This window comes from Methylobacterium sp. AC832 (assembly GCF_979256025.1).
This window is the reverse complement of record NZ_CEEDMV010000001.1, coordinates 25,516-46,790: the sequence shown is the minus strand read 5'-3', so window position 1 is coordinate 46,790 and position 21,275 is coordinate 25,516. Positions and strand designations below refer to the sequence as shown.

The following is a 21,275-nucleotide window of genomic DNA, read 5'->3' as shown; positions in this document are numbered from 1 at the left end:
AAGCGTGAGCCTGCTCAGCACCCTCCAGTTCGGCTTCGGCCGGCGCGTGCCCGTCCTGCTCCAGGCGGAGGCTGCCGAATGCGGCATGGCCTGCCTCGGCATGGTGCTGGGCTACCACGGCCGACATGTGGATCTCGGCGCCCTGCGCCGCCGGCATGCCCTGTCGCTCAAGGGCATGACCCTGCGCAACCTCATCGATCTGGCGGGCTCGATGGGCCTCGCCACCCGGGCCTTGCGGGCCGAGCTGAAGGATCTGCCCAAGCTCAAGACGCCGTGCATCCTGCATTGGGGGCTCAACCACTTCGTCGTGCTCACCGCCGTGAACGGCAGGGGGATCGTCATCCACGATCCCGCCCGTGGGCGGCGCAAGCTCACCTTCGCGGAGGCGTCGCGCGAGTTCACGGGCGTCGCGTTGGAGGCGAGCCCGACCACCAGCTTCGTGCGCGAGAAGCGCCGGCGCGGGCTGGCGCTGGGCGACCTCTTCCGCACGATGGGCGGCATCCGCCCGGCCCTCGCCCAGATCCTGGCCCTGTCCCTCGGCATCGAACTCGTCGCGATCCTGATGCCGATCGCATCGCAGATCGTCATCGACGAGGTCATCGTCAACGCCGATCTCGACCTGTTGCTGGTGGTGGCGGTGGGGCTCGCCCTTCTGCTCGTCGTCCAGCTCGTCCTCTCGGTGGCGCGGACCTGGGCGATCATGCTCACCGGAACCAAGCTGAACTATCAATGGTCGGGGAGCCTGTTCGACCACCTCTCGCGCCTGCCGCTGGACTATTTCGAGAAGCGGCACGTGGGCGACGTGATCTCGCGCTTCGGCTCCCTTGCGACGATCCAGAAGGGGCTCACCACCGATCTCGTCCAGGCCGTGCTCGACGGCATCATGTCCATCGGCATGCTCGCCATGCTGGTGGTCTATGGCGGATGGCTCTCCCTCCTCGTAGTCGCCTCGACGGCGCTCGCCGCGGCGCTGCGGATCGCCGCCTACGCCTCCTACCGCGAGGGCACCGAGGAGGCGATCGTCGCCGAGGCGCGCCAGCAGAGCCATTTCATCGAGACCGTGCGCGGCATGGCGAGCGTGAAGCTCCTCGACCTGCGCGAGCGCCGGCGCGGCACCTGGATGAACCACTTCGTGACCTCGCTGAATGCGCGGCTGCGGCTCCAGCGCCTCGATCTGATCTTCGGGCGGGCCAATGAGCTGCTGTTCGGTCTCGACCGGCTGCTCCTGCTCGTGCTCGGCGCGCGGGCGGTCATCGACCAGTCGATGACGCTCGGCATGTTGGTGGCCTTCCTTGCCTATCGCGACCAGTTCTCGCAGCGGATCGGCAACCTGATCCAGTCGGGCTTCCAGTTGCGCATGCTCAATGTCCAGACCGACCGGTTGTCGGACATCGTCATGAGCGAGCCCGAGGAGGGTTCCGGCTCCACCCTGGAACCGGCCGCCCCGGCGGTGATCCGGGCGGCGGAGGGGACGGGGAGTGTCGCCGTGAAGGAGCTCGCCCTGCGCTACGGCGCGGATGAGCCCTGGATCTTCCGCGATCTCAGCCTCGACGTGACGGCTTGGACGAGCTTCGCCATCACCGGCCCTTCGGGCTCAGGCAAGACCTCGTTGATGAAGATCATGATGGGCCTGTTGCCCGCGAGCGAGGGGCGCGTCCTCATCGACGGGCAGGAGATCCGCACCCTCGGGGCGGCCAGCTATCGCCGCCGGATCGCGGGCGTGATGCAGAATGACGGCCTCTTCGCCGGCTCCATCGCCGAGAACATCGCCAGTTTCGACGAGCGGCCCGATGCCGGCTGGATCGAGGAATGCGCCGCGCGCGCGGCCATCCTCGCCGACATCAAGCGCACCCCGATGGGATTCGAGACCCTGGTGGGCGATATGGGCTCTACGCTCTCGGGCGGCCAGAAGCAGCGGGTCATCCTGGCCCGCGCCCTCTATCGCAAACCGGAGATCCTGTTCCTCGACGAGGCGACGAGCCATCTCGACGAAGCGACGGAAGCCGTCATTGCCGAGGCTTTGCGCGACCTGCGCATGACCCGGATCATCGTCGCCCACCGCCCGGCCACCATTGCCGGAGCGGACCACGTCTTCACCCTGACGCCCTCCACATGAGGCCCCGTCGGGACGAGAGCCTCCGCACCCGCCCATCGAGGAGCCACCCTGGCGCGAGCGTCAAACCTCGCGGTATTGTTCGTCGGTGACCTGTTCCAACCACGTCACCGCCCGGCCGTCGCGCTGCTCTTGGATCGCGATATGCGTCAGGGCCGTCGTTGCCGTTGCCCCGTGCCAGTGTTTTTCACCCGGCTCGAACCAGACGACATCGCCCGGCGCGACAGCCTCCATCGGGCCGCCCTCCCGCTGAACCCAGCCTGCCCCGAAGGTGACGATGAGCGTCTGGCCGAGCGGATGCGTATGCCAGGCGGTGCGGGCGCCCGGCTCGAATGTCACGCTCGCTCCGGCGACCCGCGCCGGCTCGGGTGCGGAGAAAAGAGGGTCGATCCGCACGGTCCCGGTGAACCATTCGGACGGTCCCCTGCCGGACGGTCGCGACCCGCTGCGTGTGATGTCCATTCGCCTGCTCCTCCGTTTCCACCGGATCGACCGTCAAAGCGACCAGCCACCGTCGATCACCGTGGCGGCTCCGGTCACGAACCCACCGAGGTCCGAGCACATCCAGAGCACCGCTTCCGCGATCTCCTCCGGCTTGCCGAGGCGCCCTACCGGTTCGAGGTCGATCGCTTTCTGAACGTCGCCTCCCGTGAAACGGTCCATCATCGGCGTTTCGATGTTGCCGGGCAGGATAGCGTTCACCCGTATGTTCTTCCTGGCATAGTCCAGTGCCGCCGAGCGGGTCAGACCGATGATGGCGTGTTTGGAAGCGGCATAGGCCGCGCCGCCCGCGACACCGCGGATGCCGGCACCGGAAGAGGTGTTGACCACCACGCCGCCGCCCTGGCGCACCATCTGCGCCAGTTCGTACTTCATGCAGAGGAAGGTCCCCCTCAGGTTGATGCCGAGGATGCGGTCCCATTCGTCGAGTTCGATCTCGTGGACCGGCGTGGCCCTGTTCTCGACTCCGGCATTGTTGAAGGCGCAGTCGAGGCGTCCGAAGCGTTCGACGGTTCGGGCAATCGCCGCTTCCACCTCCTCCGGTAGAGACACGTCGCAACGGATCGCCAGTACCTCTCCGCCGGCCGCTTCAATCTCGGCCCGCAAGCGTTCCAGGGTCGCCTCACTCCGGTCGGCAATCGCCACACGAGCCCCTTCGGCCGCGAAAGCGAGGGCGGCGGCACGCCCGATGCCGCTGGCGGCACCGGTGACGAAAACGACCTTTTCGGTGAAACGGTGCGTGGTGAGCATGTCGGAAGCCTCCGGCTGGCCGTGATGGCGAGCCTTACCGCTCACCGATCAGCGAGAAGTAGGCTAACGGCGTCACTCCGATGACCCGCCATTGCTTCAACGGACCGATGAGCATGGCTCATCGCTGGGCGACATCGCGCCTACAGACCGAGCGGCCTAAGCTCGCGAACCAGATCGATGAGGAGCCGCAGGCCGGTCGGCACCTGGCGACGTCCCGGATAGTAAATGTGGAAGCCGGCTCCCGCGGGGGCCCAATCCGTCAGAACGACGCGCAGTTCACCGCGACTGACCGGCGACCTGACGCATGGTTCGGGGAGGTAGGCCAGTCCCCCGCCTGCCGTCGCGAGGGACAGCGCGAAGTGCGTGTTGTCGATGGTCACGGCGCCGGGCACGTCGAGCGCGAGCGGCTCACCGGCCCGTTCGAACTCCCAACCGTAGAGCCGTTCGTCGCCGAGGCGGATGCGCAGACACCGATGCGCCAACAGGTCGTGTGGATGCGCCGGCGTTCCATGCCGATCGAGATAGCAGGGTGCGCCGACCACCACCCAGCGCAGGTCGGCCGACAGGCGCTGGGCGATCATGTCCTGAGCGACGGTACCGCCATATCGGATGCCCGCATCGGCCCCGGCCTCCACGATGTCGAGCAGATCGTTGGAGACGCGGACGTCGATCTCAATCTGCGGATGGCGCTCGCTGAAGACGGGCAGCACGGGCGCGAGTAGCAGCATGCTCGCATGTTCGAGCACATTGAGACGAATGCGCCCCGCGGCGTTCCCTGGCTCCCGGTGGCGGTTGAGCCCATCGAGCGCCGAACCGATCGCCGCGAAGGGCGCATCGAGCGACGCCAGAAGCTCTTCGCCCGTTGCGGTCAGGGTGACGCTCCGGCTGGTGCGGTTGATCAGCCGCACGCCGAGGCGAGCCTCCATCGCCTTGAGGGCATGGCTGAGCGCGGAGGCGCTGACACCGAGTTCCAGCCCCGCACGCCGGAAGCTCAGATGACGAGCGATGGCGAGGAAGGTGCCGAGATCGGCAAGATCGGTCCGACTGGTCAGCATGAGGCAGGGGAACATTCGCTGGCGGGAAAGTGATCCGAGCCGGCCGCCGTCAGCACAGGCTCGCAGGCCGAGATTATCCAACGTCAGGCATTGCCCCTAGGGACTTCCGGTTCGACCGGGCACAATCGGCCGATGGGTCTGCTTCTCATCCTCTCCATCGGCCTCGTGGCGGGTGTCGTCAGCGGCATCATCGGCACCGGCTCCTCGATCATGCTGGTGCCGGTCCTCGCTTATGTCTACGGGCCCAAGGAGGCCATCCCGATCATGGCGGTCGCGGCCGTGATGGCGAACCTCTCCCGCATCCTGGCATGGTGGCGAGAGGTCGACTGGCGGGCCGTCGCCGCTTATGCGGCGACTGGAATTCCGGCGGCCATGCTCGGCGCTCGCACGATGCTGGTCCTGCCGCCACGGGCCGTCGATCTGGCGATCGGAGCGTTCCTTCTGGCGATGATCCCCGGACGCCGCTGGCTGGCCGACCGCCTCGTCAGGGTGCGGCTCCCCCACCTGGCGGTTGCAGGAGCAGTTATCGGCTTCCTGACCGGCATCGTCGCCTCGACCGGCCCGGCCTCGGTTCCGGTCTTCATCGGCTACGGCCTGACCAAGGGTGCGTTCATCGGCACGGAGGCCGCTGCGTCGCTGGCAATCTACCTGACCAAGACCCTGACCTTCCAGGGAACCGGCGCATTGCCGGTCGCGGATTTCGTCAGAGGCCTTGCCGTGGGCGCGGCTCTCATGGTGGGGGCGTTCGTGGCAAAGCCCTTCGTGCTTCGCCTCGCCCCGGAGACGTTCCGGTTCATGATGGACGGGCTTCTGGCGATCTCGGGCACGTGTCTCGTCTGGAATGGCCTCGGGTGACCCATCGCATCGAGGAACCAAGGCCATGCTCGACGCGAAAGGGGCTGCCGGGCCATTGCGGTCCGGCAGCCCCTTTCGGATCGTCTTCGAGCCGGCTGGATCGCCACCCGGCTCGAAGTCGGTACGGGCGTTACTCCGCAGCCTGGAGAACCGGCATCTCGGCTGCCAGAGGCATCGGGTTGCCGCCCAGTGCCGCCGCGAGTCTGACCTCGTCCACTTCACCTTCCCAGCGGGCGACCACGATGCAGGCCACGGCATTGCCGATGAAGTTGGTGAGCGCGCGGCACTCGGACATGAACCGGTCGACGCCGAGGATCAGCGCCATGCCGACGACGGGCACCGAGGGCACCACCGCGAGGGTCGCCGCCAGGGTGATGAAGCCCGAACCGGTGACGCCGGCCGCCCCCTTGGAGGAGAGCATGGCCACGAGGAGCAGGAGGCCCTGCTCGCCATAGGTGAGCGGCGTATCCGTGGCCTGCGCGATGAAGAGCGCCGCCATGGTCATGTAGATGTTGGTGCCGTCGAGGTTGAACGAGTAGCCGGTGGGGACCACGAGGCCGACGACGGGCTTCGAACAGCCGGCACGCTCCATCTTCTCGAGCAGCGAAGGCAGGGCCGACTCGGAGGACGAGGTGCCGAGCACCAGCATCAGCTCTTCCTTGATGTAGCGGATGAGCTTGATGATCGAGAAGCCGTTATAGCGGGCGACGAGGCCGAGCACGCCGAGCACGAAGATCGCCGAGGTCAGGTAGAAGGCGCCGACGAGGTAGGCGAGGTTGGCGAGCGAGGCGATGCCGTATTTGCCGATGGTGAAGGCCATGGCGCCGAAGGCACCGATGGGGGCGACCTTCATGATGATGTTGACGACGCCGAAGATGGCTTCCGACAGCACCTTGATGATGTCGAGCACCGGCTTGCCGCGATCGCCCAGGAAGGCGAGGCCGAAGCCGAACAGCACCGAGAAGAACAGGACCTGAAGGATCTCGCCGCCCGAGAACGCACCCACCGCCGTGGTCGGAATGATGTTCATGAGGAAGTCGGTGATCGACTGCGTCTTCGCCTTGTCGGCGTACATCGCGATCGATTTCGGATCGAGGGTCTTCGGATCGATATGCATGCCCGCGCCCGGCTGGACGAGGTTCGCCACGATCAGACCGACGATGAGGGCCAGGGTCGAGAAGGTGATGAAGTAGATGAGCGCCTTGCCGCCGACGCGGCCGACCTTCTCCAGGTTGGTCATGCCGGCGATGCCGGAGACGACCGTGAGGAAGATCACCGGCGCGATGATCATCTTGACGAGCTTGATGAAGGCATCGCCGAGCGGCTTCATGTCCGCGCCGACCTGCGGGTAGAAGTGACCGAGGGTGATGCCGATCGCCACGGCGACGAGCACCTGGAAATACAGCGTGCGATAGAGGGGCTTGGGCTTTGGCGGCGCGTGCGGCGCGGTCAGCGGAGACGGTATGGTGGCCATGGCGGGCTTCTCCCTGGAGATAGATAAAACTGGGTCGGATCGGTGCGCCGGTTCTGTCCGGGCATCGTCGTCTCTTGGTCTTGGCGTCGGGGCACCCGCCCCTTCGGCTTGCAGCCCTGCGAACAGCGCAGGCCTGCGTTTCGGTCTAGGAATGGCAACCCGCGTGCCAGCTTGGGAACTCCTGAAATATTTCGTTAAGATGTTGATTTCAGACATATTTCTCTTGTCGGCGTGGTTCCCATTCGCGGCCCCAGTGCGAAATTCCGCACGTAGCTGCCAAATTCCGTCCGGGAAATCGCACTGATGCGAAGCGCGTGAATCAGAATTCTTCTCTCCGCGGCGGAACCGAACCGCGATGGCGCGCGCGGTGGCATCGCACCCTCGTTCCGGTCGCCTGCCTGATTCTGGTTCTCGTTGGGGCATGGCTCGCTGGGCGGGCGGCCGAGCGCTGGGCGCTGACGGACCTTCGCCGTACGGCCCAGGCCGCCCTGGCGCTGCAGGTCGGCGCGTTGAGAGCCGAAATGCAGAAGCAGGCCTCGCTTCCGCTGGCCCTGGCCGCGGATCCTGAGATCGCAGCAGTCGCGGGTCCTGAGCCGGGGCAGCCCTTGGTCACCAGGGTCAACAGACGGCTCGCTCAGATCGCGGCGGCCACGGGCGCGGCGGTGATCTACGTCATCCGCTCCGATGGGATCACGGTGGCTGCGAGCAATGCAGGGTCGGAGCGCAGCTTTCTCGGCCGGGACTATGCTTTCAGGCCCTACTTTCGGCAGGCGATGACCGGCGGCGCCGGATCGCAATTCGCCCTGGGTACGGTGAGCGGCCGGGCGGGCCTCTACCTCTCGCGGCGGATCGACGAATCCGGCGGCGTGGTGGTGGTGAAGATCGAATTCCACGACGTCGAGGCCGCGTGGCGGCAATCGGGGGATGGGGTGTTCGTGGCGGATGCAAGGGGCATCGTCCTCGTGGCGAGTGATCCCACGTGGAACTTCGCGACTCTCCGCGAGGTCGGCGAGGACGAGCGAAAGCGCATCCGCGCGGCGCTGGAATTCGGCGACGCCCCGCTCACGGCGCTTCCGCTCCATCCGGTCGGGGGGATGCCGGATCTCGTCCGTGTCGGCCGGGGATCGCAGCCGGCGCGGACAGCCCTCGCCCTGGACGCCCCCATTCCGGGCACCGACTGGCGGCTCCATACCCTGACGCCCGTGGGCCCTGCCGTGGACCGCGAGCGGGTGCAGGCCTGGATCATCGCCGCCCTCGGCACCGGGCTGGCCTGTATTGGGATCGCGACCGTGGCGGGCCGCCGGCGACGGACACGCCAGCGCCTCGCTCAAGCCGCGACGCGCCGGGAAGAGTTGGAGAGGAGCGTCCGTGAGCGGACGATGGAACTCACCGACGCCAACAGGATGCTGCGGCTGGAAATCGAAGAGCGACGGAGGGCGGAGGAGGAGCGACGGCAGGCGGAAGCCGAGCGCGAACGCCTCGGCCGAGAACTCGCTCAGGCCGGGCGGCTCGCGGCCTTGGGCCAGTTCGCCGCCAGCATGGCGCACGAGATCAACCAGCCGCTGGCCGCCATCCGCTCCTACGCCGACAACGCGGCGATCCTGGTCCGACGGGGCCGGGGTGAGGAAGCGGCGGAGAACGCTTTCGCCATCGGCCGCCTCACCGACCGCATCGGCGGCCTGACGCGGCAGCTCAAGGGTTTCGCCCGGCGTTCATCACCCCGGCGCGAGCCCGTGCCCCTCGCCGATATCCTCGCCAACAGCCTGGAACTGGTGGAGGCACGGGCGAAGGCGGCCGGGATCGCGCTCACGGCGGAGACGCCGGCCCCTGGCCTCTGCGTTCTCGGTGACGGGCCGCGCCTCGAGCAGGTCGTGGTCAACCTGCTACAGAATGCCCTCGACGCGGCGGCGGGACACACCGAGCCGCGTGTCTCCATCCTGGTGCGGAACCTGCCCGGGGAGCGTGTGGCGGTCGAGGTGCGCGATACCGGGCCGGGCTTGCCTGACGCCATTCGGGCCCAGCTCTTCGACGCCTTCTTCACCACCAAGTCCGATGGGCTCGGGCTCGGGCTCGCCATCGCCCGCGGAATCGTCGAGGATTGCGGCGGCAGCCTGAACGCCCTGGACGATCCGGCCGGCGGGGCGGTGTTTCGGATGGAACTGGCCGAAGCCCCCGTGGAGACGACACCGTGAGCGTTGAAGAGGGTGCGGGCGGGTCGGCCGAACGGGTCGTCTTCATCGACGACGAGGCGGATGTCTGCCGCGCCAACCGCCAGAGCCTTGAGCTCGATGGGTTCACGGTGGAGACCTTCGGGGCCGCCGGACCGGCGCTGGCCGCCATCCTCGCCGATCCGCCCGGCCTTGTGGTTACCGACGTGCGCCTGCCCGATCTCGACGGCATCGCTCTGTTCGGGCGGATCAAGGCCATCGATGCGGAACTGCCGGTCATCCTGATCACCGGGCATGGCGACATCCGCATGGCGGTGAGTGCCATGCGCGACGGGGCCTACGATTTCCTGTCCAAACCCTATCCGGCCGAATCCCTCGTCGCCTCGGCGCGCCGCGCTCTGGAACGGCGCCGGCTCGTTCTTGAGAACCGCACCCTGCGCGCCCGGCTGGACGCGGCGGTGGAGGAGGACCCGGCCTTCCTCGGCATTTCCCCGGAGATGGTGCGCCTGCGCCGTCTCGTGCGGGATGTCGCCGATGCCGATGTGGACGTTCTCGTCTTCGGCGAGACCGGCTCGGGCAAGGAGGTGGTGGCGAGCGCCCTGCACCGCTGGAGCCGGCGCGCGAGCCGGAACTTCGTGGCGATGAATTGCGGCGCGCTACCCGACAGCGTCGTCGAGAGCGAACTCTTCGGCCATGAGGCCGGTGCCTTCACCGGCGCCCTCAAGCGCCGCGTCGGCCGGATTGAGCACGCTCAGGGCGGCACGCTGTTCCTCGACGAGATCGAGAGCATGCCATTGGGCCTGCAGGTGAAACTCCTGCGCGTCCTGCAGGAGCGGGCGGTGGAGCCGTTGGGCAGCAACGAGATCCGCGCCATCGACATGCGCGTGGTGGCCGCGACCAAGGTCGACCTCGGCCAGGCGGCGGCGCAGGGCACCTTCCGAGACGACCTCTACCACCGCCTCAACGTCATCACGATTGCGATTCCGCCCCTGCGCGAGCGGCGCGAGGACGTGATGCTGCTGTTCCAGGAGTTCCTGACCCGCGCGGCGACGCGCTTCGGCCGCGAGCCCGCGCCGATCACGCCGGCCGTGCGGGAGCACCTGCGCCGGCACGACTGGCCCGGCAACGTGCGCGAGCTCGGCCATTTCGCCGAGCGTCACGCCCTCGGCCTCGGCCAGCACGACGCGCCCTCACCGGAGGCCGCCAGCACCGGAACCCTGGCCGAGCAGGTCGACCGGTTCGAGCGTGGCCTGATCCGCGAGGAGCTGATCATGGCCGGCGGCGACGTCCGCATCGCCGCCGAATCCCTCGGCACGCCGCGCAAGACCCTCTACGACAAGATGGCCCGGCACGGCCTCACGCCCACCGATTATCGCTGAGCGAAAGGTCGGCCCGGATTCAGTGAAGCGGGTAGCGGCTCAGGATGTCGCCAGTCCGCTGGACGGTCTTGTCGTAGAGGCACGCGTAGGTCGCCGTTGTGGTCCCGCTGCCACTGTTCCACTCGCTGACGATCAGAGCCCCGCAATCGGCGTCGCGGAACGCGATCCAGGCACGCTGCGCCGCGGCGAGTTGCGCCTTCCACTCCGTCTTGGCCTTGGCATCCTTGCCGCTATCGTCCGCGTCGATCACCGAGAGCGCCTTCCGGTAGGCTGCGTTCAGCGCCTTGTCGGCGCCCTCCAGGGCTTTCTCCATGCATTCCGCCGTCTCGGGAGTGGAGTTCTCGGTCGTGCAGAGCTTCGCCGAGGGCTGAGCGGCGGACACGGCCGTCGCCGAACCTGCGAGCGCCAGCAGCACGGCGAGGACGAGAAAGCCGGAGCGACGGCTCGTCTCCCGCCCGCCATGGATCTCTTGGCCAGGCATCGTCATGCTGCGGAGATCCTTCGGAAGGGAACGGGAGGCGGCCGGAATCGCGGGAAGCGTGCGGTGTCAGAAACGGCGCTCCTTGCGGTCCGGGTTCGGGCCGGTCGTGTGATAGCTGGCCATGCAGGCGTGATAGATCTGCGAACCGAGGTCGTAGAGGCTGAGATTGCTCGGGTTGGCGGCGCTGAACACCTGCGCCCTGGCCTGCTCGCGGCAGGCTGCGTCCTGCGGGCTCTGGATCGGCGGCTCGTTCACCTGCTGGGCAAGGGCGGCACCCGTGAGGGCGATGAAGAGACATGCGGTCAGGGTCGTGCGCATCGTGTCGGATTCCGTCGTGGGAGAAGAGGAACGTGATGGGGCCTCACCGCCAGAAACCCGAGGTTTGTCAAGGCGATAGGGATGAACGTCCCGACCTGCCGGGATGCGGCGGTCAGGCGTTGCGCTCGACGATGGCGGCTGTGCCGTAGGCGACGACCTCCATCATGTTCTGGTCGGTTTCGGAGGAGTCGAACCGCATCGTCAGGACGGCGTTCGCGCCGAGCTGAGCTGCGTTCTGCGCCATGCGGTCGATGGCCTGGCCGCGCGCTTCCTCGATCAACCGGCTGTATTCGCCGACTTCGCCCCCGACGAGGGAGCGCAGGCCGGCGCTGAAATTCCCGACCGCGCCCCGGCTGCGGACAACGGCGCCGAAACAGGGGCCTCGCACTTCGCGAACCGTGCAACCCGGAATGGTTTCGGTGGTGACGATGATCATGCCGGAACGCTCCTCACGGATTCTCCCGTCCCGGAAGGCCAGGGAGAATCTCGCGCAGTCTGTGACCAATCTGTGCCGTGAGACCCCGAGCGGAGCAAGACGCGATCGACGGGCAGACTTTCCAATTCGGCGCGGGCCGCCCGGACCAGTTGTGCCAAAACGGCAGACCGTCACCGCCACGCGCACCCGGTTTCGACCGCCATCGGACGGGCCTTCGTGCGCCATCCGACACGCGAAATTAACGGCCCCCGTGCTTTTGAAATCCGTGGCCGTACCGCGCGATTCCGCCGCCGGCCTCGGACATGACGCGGACATCGCCATGCGGATGGCCACGGATTCCGCTTTTAGCCTGCCCCCGCACGGACGCCTCGCAGATGAACCCTTACCTCCTCCTTGCCTTCGCCATCAGCGCCGAGGTGACGGCGACCCTCGCCCTCAAGGCCGCCGACGGCCTGACCAAGCCACTGCCGACCATCGTCGTGGTGCTGGGCTACGGCACGGCGTTCTGGCTGATGTCGAACAGCATGAACATGCTGCCGATCGGGATCGTCTACGCGATCTGGGCCGGGGTCGGCATGGTCGGCGCGGCGGTCGGCGGCGCGCTCCTGTTCCAGGAGCCGATCACCCTGCCGATGATGATCGGGATCGCGGTGATCGCCGTCGGGGTGACGATCCTCGCCTCGGGCCAGACCGCGCCTCACTGAAGGACGGGGCTCCGCCGGCGGCCGGGGCCGGCCAAGAGGTGTACCGAGCGTCATGTCGAGATTGCACCGCCTCCGGCCCCGCTTCCGTCGGCCTTGGCTCGCCGGGGCGCTGATCTGCGCCGGGATGCTGGGTGGGATGGCTGCCGCCATTGGGCCGCTGCTCGGCGTGCCGAACCCGGTCACCCTGGCGGCCCTCGCCATCGTCGAGCCCTCCTCCGTCGGCACCTGGTTCGCGAGCCGTCCGGTGGCGGCCGGGCCCTCGTCCCGCGCCCTGCCCGCCCGGCCCCGCGCGATTCTCGGCCATGTCCCCTGGAAGGGACACAATGTTCCCCTGTCGCAGATGCTGGAGGCGACCCACACCAACGCCTTGCTGGTGACCCAGGACGGCGTCCTCGTCCATGAATGGTACCGCCCCGGTTCGGGCCAGGCGACGCTGTTTCCGTCCTGGTCGGTGGCGAAATCGGTGGTCTCGCTGCTGGTCGGGCAGACGATCGCCGAGGGCAAGCTCGCCGAGACGGACCACGTGGCGGCCCTGCTGCCGTATCTGCGGGGCGAGCCGGCCTTCGGCCGCATCACCGTCCGCGACCTCCTCGACATGACGAGCGGACTCGCGGTGCCGGAGAATTACGACCCGTGGAACCCCCTGGTGGGGACCGCCGGCATGTACCTCACCCGCGACATCCGCGATTTCGTGCGCGACCACGCCACCCTGTCGTCGAAGCCCGGCAGCACCGGCCAATACCGCAGCATCGACACCGAAATCCTCGGCCTGATCCTCGCGGAGGTTCAGAAGAAGCCCCTGGCCGACCTCCTCTCGGACGCGATCTGGAAGCCCATGGGCGCGGAGGCGAACGCGACCTGGAATCTCGACCGGCCGGGGGGAACGGAGAAGGCCTTCTGCTGCATCAACGCCGTGGCGCGGGACTTCGCCCGCCTGGGGCTGATGGTGGCCGACCATGGCCGCGTCGGCGGCACGAACATCGTTCCCCCGCGCTGGATCGAGCGGATCGAGACCCCGGCCCGCAGGGATGTCGACGGCTGGCCCTACTCTGCGCAATGGTGGCACGTGCCGGAGGGCGACGACGACATCTCCGCCATCGGCGTCTATGGCCAGTACATCTACATCAACCGCCAGACCGGCACGGTGATCGTCAAGCTCAGCGATCACGGCGCCGAGCAGGACGAAGAAGACACGCTGGCGGTGATGCTGGCGATCTCCCGCGCGCTGGCCGCGACCCGCCCGGCGCGCTGAGGCGAAGAACCGGGCGGCGGGACCACACGGCTCTCCCTGTCATCCGAGCCGAGGGTATAGGCCGATGATGCGCAATCTCAGTTGTTCGGCATGGACTTGCACAGACGCATCTTCAGCCCTGATGCCTATGCCGAGGGGCTGTTTTAATTTGCTTGTCCAGGATCTTAACCTCATCCTGAGGTGCCGCGTAGCGGCCTCGAAGGAGGCATCCAGGGATCGCTTCGGTGTCTGGAGGGCTCCTTCGAGGCCCGCTGACGCGGGCGCCTGAGGATGAGGTAAAGCCTTGGAACAACAACTTGAACAGGGCTACATCGATCCAGTGGGGAACATCTGACGTTTGGTACTTGCCGCAGGGTCCGCTTTCGACCCTTTGCAGACGTTGAGAAGGTCCGCCTCCAGGCAGCTTGGTGAAACAGAAGGTACGGCCGGGTTGGGTGGATTAGTGACTGCCCGTTCTTCAAAATTATCAGCGGCAAAGCCCACATTACTGAGGAACTTTTTCCGAGGCAGGCGTTTTTAGGTCTTCCGTCACATCGCCCAGGCGACGACAAGCCGACGCGCAACTACACGTTGGCTATTAAGCTTGCAGTCGTCATCGTCTTCCGGTCCTGCCCGTGCTCAGCCCCTAGGCATCCCGCAGCTTGCTCGATAATATCGAAGCGGCATACCCGCTGCTCGATCAAAACTGAACGGGCGAAACGGGCAGGCAGCGCTCTCCAGGCGCTAAGAACTGCTCGCCATCCCACGCCAGATGACTGCCTCCGAACCTACAGGACAAGATATCGAGTTTGGCTTAAATTTGAGTATTCACCTAAACGAATGGGAAGTCGGTTCTACGTAATCATTGGTTTCCTTAGGAATCGCAAATGAACTGGAACAGCCGAACAGTACGCATTTTCGTTGGAATCCTTTTACTCGGTGCCGCTATTCTTGCCGTGCTCCCGAGATTAACCGGGCACACCAGCCTTGATGGAACGGTGAACGCTCGCTTCACACTCGTCTCTGCGCCTATTGAAGGCGTTATCTCCGATACTCCTCCAAAAGTGGGAACGTCGCTACCGGAGGGTACTGAAGTCTTTCAAATCCACAACATGCGCATTGCTCGGACGGCCGAAGCTCAGCTAGACGCTGATCTTGGTGCGTCGCGCGAAAAATTAAAGGCGCTAGAGTCACAGTTGAGCCATCTAGCCGAGATGAAGAAGGAGCTTGTATCGCGACTTGCAGAGTATCAAAAGGCGAGTATCCAAAGCATTCAGCAAGAGATTGTTATTCGCCAGCAGCGGATTAGCACAGCTCAAGCAAATAAAGTGTCGGCGGACGCCGATTTAAGTCGTAAGCAGACTTTAGGTGCAACGGGTGTAGTGGCGAACAGTTCCGTCGAACAAGCGCGTGCTGCGTCAATTTCAGCAAGTAACGAGGGTACTATCGCAAAGGCCGAACTTGATCGCCTTGGGTACCAGCTGGAAGCACTAAAGCGGGGCACCTTCGTGGGCGAAGGACGGAACGATGTACCGTACAGCCAGCAGCGTACCGATGAAATTATGATTCAGATGGCTAACGTAGAGGCGCAAGCGATAACAGAGCGCGCTCGAATCCAGCAGCTGAGCAAACAATTGGTCATTGAACGAACTCGCAATGATCGGTTTTCGTACTCCCCCGTGCAAATGCCCTTCCAGGGAGTAATTTGGCGCAACAATGTTGTAGCTGGATCGAACGTCATTGCGGGCAACGAGCTGATGCGCCTGCTCGATTGCCGCGATCTCTTCGTAGATATCCTGGTCAATGAGGTGGATTACGATGAAATCAAGCCCGGCGAGGACGCAGAGGTCCGCCTGCTTGGAACATCGGAAGTGATCCCAGGAAAGGTTGTCTCAGTGCGAGGCGCAAGTGCGGCGGTCGAGGAGGTCACACTTGCAGCTGTTCCACCAGTCAGCCGCGGCAAGAGTGCGCGCATTCGCGTTGCCTTGGCAAAGAGTGAGATGCAAACGGATTATGCCAATTTCTGTCAGGTAGGCCGAACCGTACAGGTACGCATCGCGCGCGCTAGCAATAATATTCCAATGCTGCATTGGGTAAAGAGCCTGTGGTTCAGTATTACTTAGTCCTCGCACCGACGCTACTCGTTGCTGCCTTTTTCTTCATCTTTACACTGAACTGGCCGCGAAATAAAACGTGGGCTAGAGCAGTCACCTGCACGTTTGTTCTAGCCATAGCGGTGCGCTACCTTTGGTGGCGCTTCACTGCGACTGTCTTGCCGCACCCTCTGGATTACAGTTTTAGTTTTTTCTGGACGTGGTTCGTATTCTGTGTCGAGTTGGGGGCGTTCGCCGACATTCTCATCTTCTTGGTGACGATGGGGCGATATGTGGACCGCAGTACGGAAGCGGACCGCATGGAACGAGATTATTTTGCTCAGGACCCGGCGAGCCTCCCCACCGTTGACGTTTTCATCCCGACCTACAATGAGCCGCTCGATGTGCTCGAACGGACAATCATCGGCGCTTTAGCCCTCGATTACCCAAAGGACAAGCTCACCATCTATGTCTTAGATGACAAACGAAGGGGCTGGTTGCGCGAGTACTGCCAGGAGAAGGGCGTCATTCACGTCACTCGGCCGGATAATTCGCACGCGAAAGCGGGCAACATGAACAACGGGCTGAAAGTCTCGCGCGGGGATTACATCGCCATCTTTGATGCAGATTTTGTGCCATACCGGAACTTCCTGCGACGCACTGTGCCGTTCTTTCAGGATCCAACTATTGGCGTTGTTCAGACGCCGCAGCACTTCTTCAACAAGGATCCAGTACAATCAAATCTTAGCTTGGAGAAGGTTTGGCCCGATGAGCAGCGACTGTTCTTCGACGAGATGGCAGCAAGCCGCGATGCATGGGATGTAAGCTTCTGCTGCGGGTCATGCTCTATTGCTCGTAGAGCAGCTGTGGAGGTTATCGGCGGGTTCCCGCATGACTCAATCACGGAAGACCTTCTGACTACCCTATCGATGCTCAATAAGGGCTATAAGACCCGCTATCTCAACGAACGATTGTCAATGGGCCTCGCCGCGGAAAATCTGAAGGGCTACTTCGTGCAGCGAGGCCGCTGGTGCCGGGGTGGAATCCAGACGATCTACCTGCATAACGGGCCACTTCGGGGGCCGGGACTAAATCTTTTTCAGCGTATTATGTTCATTCCGCTCTCATGGCTCGTGCAATACACGGTCCGTCTTGTAATACTTCTCGTTCCCGCAGTTTACCTATGGACCGGCACGGCACCGCTTTTCTTTACGGGCACTGAGGATATTATCTACTATCAAGTTCCTGTGCTAGCGGCCTACTTTCTACTGATGGGATGGCTCACGCCAACCCGCTATCTGCCCCTGGTTTCCAGTGCTGTAGGAGCATTCGCCACATTCCGCATGCTGCCAGTGGTGATCTCAAGCCTTGTCAAGCCATTTGGGGTACCATTCAAGGTCACACCCAAAGGCTCGGGCAACGAGGATTCAGAATTCGACGCCTACACCTTTTTCTCTATTGCGATCTTGATCGCAGTTACCGCGCTCGGCCTCATAGTGAACATCGTGCCAGAATGGTCTCGCATCGGCGAGGGGGAGTTCTCAGTCGTCTCCGCATATTGGGCTGTCATCAACATCGTTGTCCTGATGGTTGCTGCGCTCATCTGCTTCGAGAAGCCCCGCCCATTGTCTGAGAGCTTCGCTACGGACGAGGCTGCACATATCGTTGGTCCTGGTGCTCGCTACCACGCCGCACGGATCGTCAGCCTATCTTTGGAAAGTGGAATTGCCGAGTTCGAGTTCGATCCTAAGTTTAGCCTAGGCCAGACTATAACCGTTAAGACCGAAGGATTCCCACTTCTTCACTGCACAATCGAGAAAGTTTCTGAGATTTTGGCGAATCGCCCATATACAGTGAAATTTATATTTAAGGTTTCCGGCAGAGAGAGAGATAGAATGATTGTGGAGCTTTATACCGGCCGCTACAGTCAGGACATTCATGATCTTGACAAATCCGCTATAGTGGGTGGCGTCTGGTCACGTATGTTCGGAAAATCGGCCCAGACGGCTTAAGGTACGAATTGTCATCACAGCTCCTCGTTCGCTGAGCCTCCACGCCCAGTATTAGAGGCGGAACGTCCGCTTCGGGGCGAGAGGCCAGAGTCCACTCTCCACCCATCTCGGACACTCAGGACGGGTACCATCCGTCAGACTTCGACCACTCCATCAACGACATCCCGGAAAAACGCGGGAGCGCCGGCTCTATCCACCCGCCATCGTTGATCCGCGTCCTGATACGATACGGTTCGCCAGGACGTGTGCGTGAGAAAGGCCGGCGGCCGGTGCCATGGCGGCGGACGACGTGGAGGTCGTCGAGCGGCAGGAATGGAACCCGGCCGTCGTCACCGACCACCGGAAGCGGTTCTTGTCGCTCCGGCACGCTGAAACGGCGACGCTGTGGCTGGGTACCATGGGGATCTGCATGTCCCCATCGCGCCAGAGTCGCCCGAACCTTCCGGGGTCGGGTCGTCCCCATCGGATGTCAGACCAACCCACTGCCCTCCGCCGGCCTATGACGCCGGGGAGCGCCGTCGGGCGAGGCTTCGCATCCGCGCCACCGCCTCGGCGCGCCAGTTGCGCAGGAGCCGCCGCTTCACGCCGTTCCAGCCGATCGCCTGGACCGGCGAGACGGGATCGATCAGGGCGCTGAGCGCCCGCGAATAATCGAGCACGAGACCCGGCGTCCATGTCATCGCGCCCGCACCGTTGCGCAGGAGCGCGGCTGCCCAGAATTCCGGGCTCATCGCCGCCTGGGCGAGGGTGCGCCACGGCTTGCCGTTCCGGTTGAACGCGCCCTCGACGGCGGCGTCGAGGGCACAGGCCACCGTCGTCGAGCAGTTCCGCGCGACGAGGTTGTAGGTCGTGTCGCGACGATAGGCGGCCCAGAAGCGCCTCAGGCGCGCGCCGTCGATTCCGTGGAGGGTGACCGTCACGGTGGCCTCGCACCAATCGTCCGCCTCCTCGCGGTAGCTCGGCAGGAAGCGGCCCGGCACGTCGTTTTCCGGGCCGGCGCGCAGGGTCGCGCGGAGATGGTCGGGCGAGCGGTCGATCTCCACGGCGGGGTAGTGGCTCACATAGAGCACCCCCTCCTCGCCCGGCTCGCCGAGCTCCAGGGCGGCATGGCCGGTGGAGATGTGGCCGTGCCCGTTCACCGAGATGACGTAGCGGTGCACCAGGCGCTGCCGGACCGGGATCGACGCCGTTCCGGTCGGCGTCCAGACATGGACGGTCAGCGCTTCCGGGCCGGTCCCGGCCAAAGGCGGCTCAGGAACTAAGTGCGGCTCGGGAGCCAAGTTTTGTTCAGGCGCCACGGGAGGGCGCCGCAACCGCAGCCCGAGGATCGCCACCTTGATCCCGCTCAGGATCAGGAAGGCGCCGATGCAGAACCCGACCGTGCCGGCATACCAGGTGGGCCAGGGTTGCAGCGTGACGATGCCGAGGGCGACTCCCAACAACCCGTGCGCCGCCGACAGGCGCCAGCCCGGAAAGCGCAGCACATTCGAGAGTGCGAAGCGCGACAGGCCATCGAACAGGAAGGCGGCCCCGAACAGCATCGCGAGCAGGAACGTGCTCGCGGGCGAGGCCAGCATCGTCAGCACCGCCACCACGAGGAGGAGCACCGCCTTGAGGAGGCGCAGCCGACGCGCGGCGCCGGTGGCGACGAGGCCGCGGACGAACGAGCCCACCGCCTCGAACACGAGGAGGAGACCGAACCAGCGGTCGGGAATGTGGAGGGCCCCGTCGAAGGCGTCGATCACGAGCGCGAGGCCGAACGCCGTCCAGACGAGCCCCGCCCCCGTCACGATGCCCCACCGCTTGTGAACCGCGTCGCGCCCGACCAGCAGCAGCCAGAGCGGGAGCGCCATCTGGCGCGAGGGAGCCTCGGAGGCGGCGAGGAGATCGTCGACGGGGTTGCCGCTTCCCTTGCGCAGGGCAAGGCTCAGCACCCCCTGTTCCTTGGGGCTCAGCCGTTCCGGGCCGGCGGCGCCATCGAGGGGGGACGCCTCCGTCGCGGAGCCGTCGTGGTATGGTTGAGGCCGTATGGTCACGGGTGATCGCCCCTCGGAACGCGACGTCTCCTACCCCCAGAGGCCAGAACAAGGCAAAGGTTCGCTTAAGACCGCCGCATCGTCGCGGTGTTTTCTCAAATTGACCGCGTGTCCTCCACCGTGCAGCAAGCCCTTGGCGCGGCCAAAGCGGAGGACCGGCGACCGAGCGATCGGATGAGGCTCATCGTTCTGAAAAGCCGATGGCGCCGTTTTCCCGGGATGCGGCCGCCGACTTACGGCGTCGATCTCGTCGGCACACCCGGGTGAAGGGGTCAACGCGTTTCGCGCAGCCACTTCCAGACGTGCTGCACCGTCCCCTGACCGCTGGTCTGCTGGACCACCCGGCGCTCGCCCCGCCAGGCCTGGGGTGGCGCGCCGAAGCGGTTGCGGAAGCTGCGGCTGAGCTGCGAGGCACTGCTGAAGCCGAAGACCTCGGCCAGACGGGCAAGCGTGCGCGTCTCCATCGGATCGGCCAGCGCGTCGCGCATGGCCTTCAGACGCTCGCCTTGCACGAAGTGCATCACGCCCCCTTCCGGCTCGAACAGCCGGTAGAGCGTGGCCCGCGAGACCCGCATCTGTCCGCCGATGAAGGCGGGCGACAGATCGGACCGGGACAGGTTTTCCTGCACGATCATCCTGGCCAGCGCCATCAGGCCGCCGTCGAGGTCGCGGCCTTCGAGCACGTCCTTGGCCCGCGAGGGATCGAGCAGGCGGCGCAGGAAGCCGACGAACTCGACGGCGAGAGCCGGGGCGTCGTCGAGGCTCGTGGTCGGCAAGCGGCGGTAGAGGTCCAGAATGCGGGCGGAGAGCAACCGGTTGCGGGCCGCATCGAAGAGCATCTCATGATCTTCCAGCGGCAACCCATGGAGGCGGGCGCAGGGGACGACGATGCCGGTCGTATCGGCGCGGTCGAGCATGCCATCGAGCAGGTGACGGCGGCCGATGAAGGTCACGGTGCCGGCCGAGGCCGCGATCGCTTTACCCGCGACGGTGCCCTGAAATCGGCCGGACCTGTAGAGTTGGACGGTGTACTGGTCGGACCCGGCATCGACACGTCGGCGATCGCGCTGGAGCCGCTGGGTCGAGAGCAGGGTGCGATGAGCGACGAGGTCGTCGATCGGGTACGCGATGTTGGTGCCGAAAGGCAGGACGGCGGAGCGCGTCGTCGGACTGACCTCGTACATCGGCGCAAGGAGCGTGCGCCATCGCTCGAAGGCCTCTCCGGGTGGCAAGCCCGACGTCGTCAGGCAGAAGTACGGCAGGCCCGGTTCAGCCGTCGTGTCATCTGCACCCAACGAGCCAAATCCTTCGTCACCCGACCCGTCGAAGCAACGACGTTAGGCATGAAGTCCTTGATGAGGCAACCGAAATGCACGTCGGTGGTCCGTGGAGCGTAAAAGCGTCGCAACCCGGCCGGAGAACCGCTTCGGGCGACACCCCATGTCGGCTACTCCGGCGAGATCGGGTGGGAGTCGGACTATCCGCGTGCCGCCGCGCCGCCGACATCCTTTTGCCGCCCGAAGCGAATCTGTGATCAGGCCCTCGACATCAGAATTCGACCGATGGAAACCGTGAGTCTGCGATCCCGGCCCGGGACCGTCCATGGCAAACCCGCCCTTCCCGTGAGTATCGGACCTCTCATCGGCGGGCCGGTTGTCGAGGCCGCCGG

At 65.1% G+C, this 21,275-nt stretch carries 17 protein-coding genes; 8 read left to right on the top strand and 9 right to left on the bottom strand.

The window, feature by feature from the left end; translation table 11 throughout:
• Positions 1-4 precede the first annotated feature (4 nt).
• Positions 5-2,116 (top strand): peptidase domain-containing ABC transporter, encoded by a 2,112-nt coding sequence (locus AC0IXR_RS00195; protein ID WP_471759354.1) that lies wholly within the window; start codon positions 5-7, stop codon positions 2,114-2,116.
• 60 nt (positions 2,117-2,176) lie between these two features.
• Here AC0IXR_RS00195 and AC0IXR_RS00190 read toward each other — a convergent pair whose 3' ends face one another.
• The 3 genes from AC0IXR_RS00190 to AC0IXR_RS00180 all read right to left on the bottom strand — a co-directional run bounded on the left by AC0IXR_RS00190 (position 2,177) and on the right by AC0IXR_RS00180 (position 4,419).
• Positions 2,177-2,575, bottom strand: coding sequence for a (R)-mandelonitrile lyase (locus tag AC0IXR_RS00190; protein ID WP_461228996.1), 399 nt, complete (start codon positions 2,573-2,575; stop codon positions 2,177-2,179).
• Between the two features lie 33 nt (positions 2,576-2,608).
• Positions 2,609-3,364: a glucose 1-dehydrogenase gene (locus AC0IXR_RS00185; RefSeq protein ID WP_471759353.1), complete on the bottom strand. Its 756-nt coding sequence runs from the start codon at positions 3,362-3,364 to the stop codon at positions 2,609-2,611.
• 140 nt (positions 3,365-3,504) lie between these two features.
• Complete coding sequence (locus AC0IXR_RS00180) at positions 3,505-4,419, bottom strand: LysR family transcriptional regulator (protein ID WP_471759352.1); 915 nt, start codon at positions 4,417-4,419, stop codon at positions 3,505-3,507.
• Positions 4,420-4,551: 132 nt separating this feature from the next.
• Between AC0IXR_RS00180 and AC0IXR_RS00175 the strand changes: the two genes are divergently transcribed.
• Positions 4,552-5,274 (top strand): sulfite exporter TauE/SafE family protein, encoded by a 723-nt coding sequence (locus AC0IXR_RS00175; RefSeq protein ID WP_311276550.1) that lies wholly within the window; start codon positions 4,552-4,554, stop codon positions 5,272-5,274.
• A gap of 130 nt (positions 5,275-5,404) precedes the next feature.
• Here the strand turns inward: AC0IXR_RS00175 and AC0IXR_RS00170 are convergent, their stop codons facing one another.
• A complete protein-coding gene (locus AC0IXR_RS00170) occupies positions 5,405-6,748 on the bottom strand; it encodes a dicarboxylate/amino acid:cation symporter (protein WP_471759351.1) in 1,344 nt (447 codons plus the stop codon).
• A gap of 314 nt (positions 6,749-7,062) precedes the next feature.
• Between AC0IXR_RS00170 and AC0IXR_RS00165 the strand changes: the two genes are divergently transcribed.
• Both AC0IXR_RS00165 and AC0IXR_RS00160 read left to right on the top strand, forming a co-directional pair.
• Positions 7,063-8,940 (top strand): sensor histidine kinase, encoded by a 1,878-nt coding sequence (locus tag AC0IXR_RS00165; RefSeq protein WP_471759350.1) that lies wholly within the window; start codon positions 7,063-7,065, stop codon positions 8,938-8,940.
• Complete coding sequence (locus AC0IXR_RS00160; RefSeq protein WP_471759349.1) at positions 8,937-10,295, top strand: sigma-54-dependent transcriptional regulator; 1,359 nt, start codon at positions 8,937-8,939, stop codon at positions 10,293-10,295. The genes AC0IXR_RS00165 and AC0IXR_RS00160 overlap by 4 nt, the downstream gene beginning before the upstream one ends.
• A gap of 19 nt (positions 10,296-10,314) precedes the next feature.
• Here the strand turns inward: AC0IXR_RS00160 and AC0IXR_RS00155 are convergent, their stop codons facing one another.
• From AC0IXR_RS00155 to AC0IXR_RS00145, 3 genes are all read right to left on the bottom strand, one after another.
• Positions 10,315-10,782, bottom strand: a complete 468-nt coding sequence (locus AC0IXR_RS00155) for a lysozyme inhibitor LprI family protein (protein ID WP_424753474.1) — start codon at positions 10,780-10,782, stop codon at positions 10,315-10,317.
• A 60-nt stretch (positions 10,783-10,842) separates the two neighbouring features.
• Positions 10,843-11,094 carry a hypothetical protein gene (locus AC0IXR_RS00150; RefSeq protein ID WP_056428507.1) on the bottom strand — a complete coding sequence of 84 codons (252 nt, stop codon included), beginning with the start codon at positions 11,092-11,094 and terminating at the stop codon, positions 10,843-10,845.
• A 112-nt stretch (positions 11,095-11,206) separates the two neighbouring features.
• The gene (locus AC0IXR_RS00145; protein WP_056428511.1) at positions 11,207-11,530 is read right to left on the bottom strand and encodes a YbjQ family protein; all 324 of its coding nucleotides are present in this window, start codon (positions 11,528-11,530) and stop codon (positions 11,207-11,209) included.
• A 374-nt stretch (positions 11,531-11,904) separates the two neighbouring features.
• Between AC0IXR_RS00145 and AC0IXR_RS00140 the strand changes: the two genes are divergently transcribed.
• From AC0IXR_RS00140 to AC0IXR_RS00125, 4 genes are all read left to right on the top strand, one after another.
• Entirely contained in the window at positions 11,905-12,234 is a 330-nt protein-coding gene (locus tag AC0IXR_RS00140) for a DMT family transporter (protein ID WP_056428514.1), read from the top strand.
• A gap of 52 nt (positions 12,235-12,286) precedes the next feature.
• Positions 12,287-13,486 (top strand): serine hydrolase domain-containing protein, encoded by a 1,200-nt coding sequence (locus AC0IXR_RS00135; protein WP_471759348.1) that lies wholly within the window; start codon positions 12,287-12,289, stop codon positions 13,484-13,486.
• Positions 13,487-14,352: 866 nt separating this feature from the next.
• Positions 14,353-15,588: an HlyD family secretion protein gene (locus AC0IXR_RS00130; RefSeq protein WP_471759347.1), complete on the top strand. Its 1,236-nt coding sequence runs from the start codon at positions 14,353-14,355 to the stop codon at positions 15,586-15,588.
• The gene (locus AC0IXR_RS00125) at positions 15,570-17,570 is read left to right on the top strand and encodes a glycosyltransferase family 2 protein (RefSeq protein ID WP_471759346.1); all 2,001 of its coding nucleotides are present in this window, start codon (positions 15,570-15,572) and stop codon (positions 17,568-17,570) included. Before AC0IXR_RS00130 ends, AC0IXR_RS00125 begins: the two co-directional genes overlap by 19 nt.
• A gap of 497 nt (positions 17,571-18,067) precedes the next feature.
• On the opposite strand, the gene AC0IXR_RS00120 is transcribed toward AC0IXR_RS00125, so the two are convergent.
• Positions 18,068-19,606, bottom strand: coding sequence for an HdeD family acid-resistance protein (locus AC0IXR_RS00120; protein WP_471759345.1), 1,539 nt, complete (start codon positions 19,604-19,606; stop codon positions 18,068-18,070).
• Between the two features lie 272 nt (positions 19,607-19,878).
• The gene (locus tag AC0IXR_RS00115) at positions 19,879-20,901 is read right to left on the bottom strand and encodes a helix-turn-helix domain-containing protein (RefSeq protein WP_424753469.1); all 1,023 of its coding nucleotides are present in this window, start codon (positions 20,899-20,901) and stop codon (positions 19,879-19,881) included.
• Between the last annotated feature and the right edge of the window lie 374 nt (positions 20,902-21,275).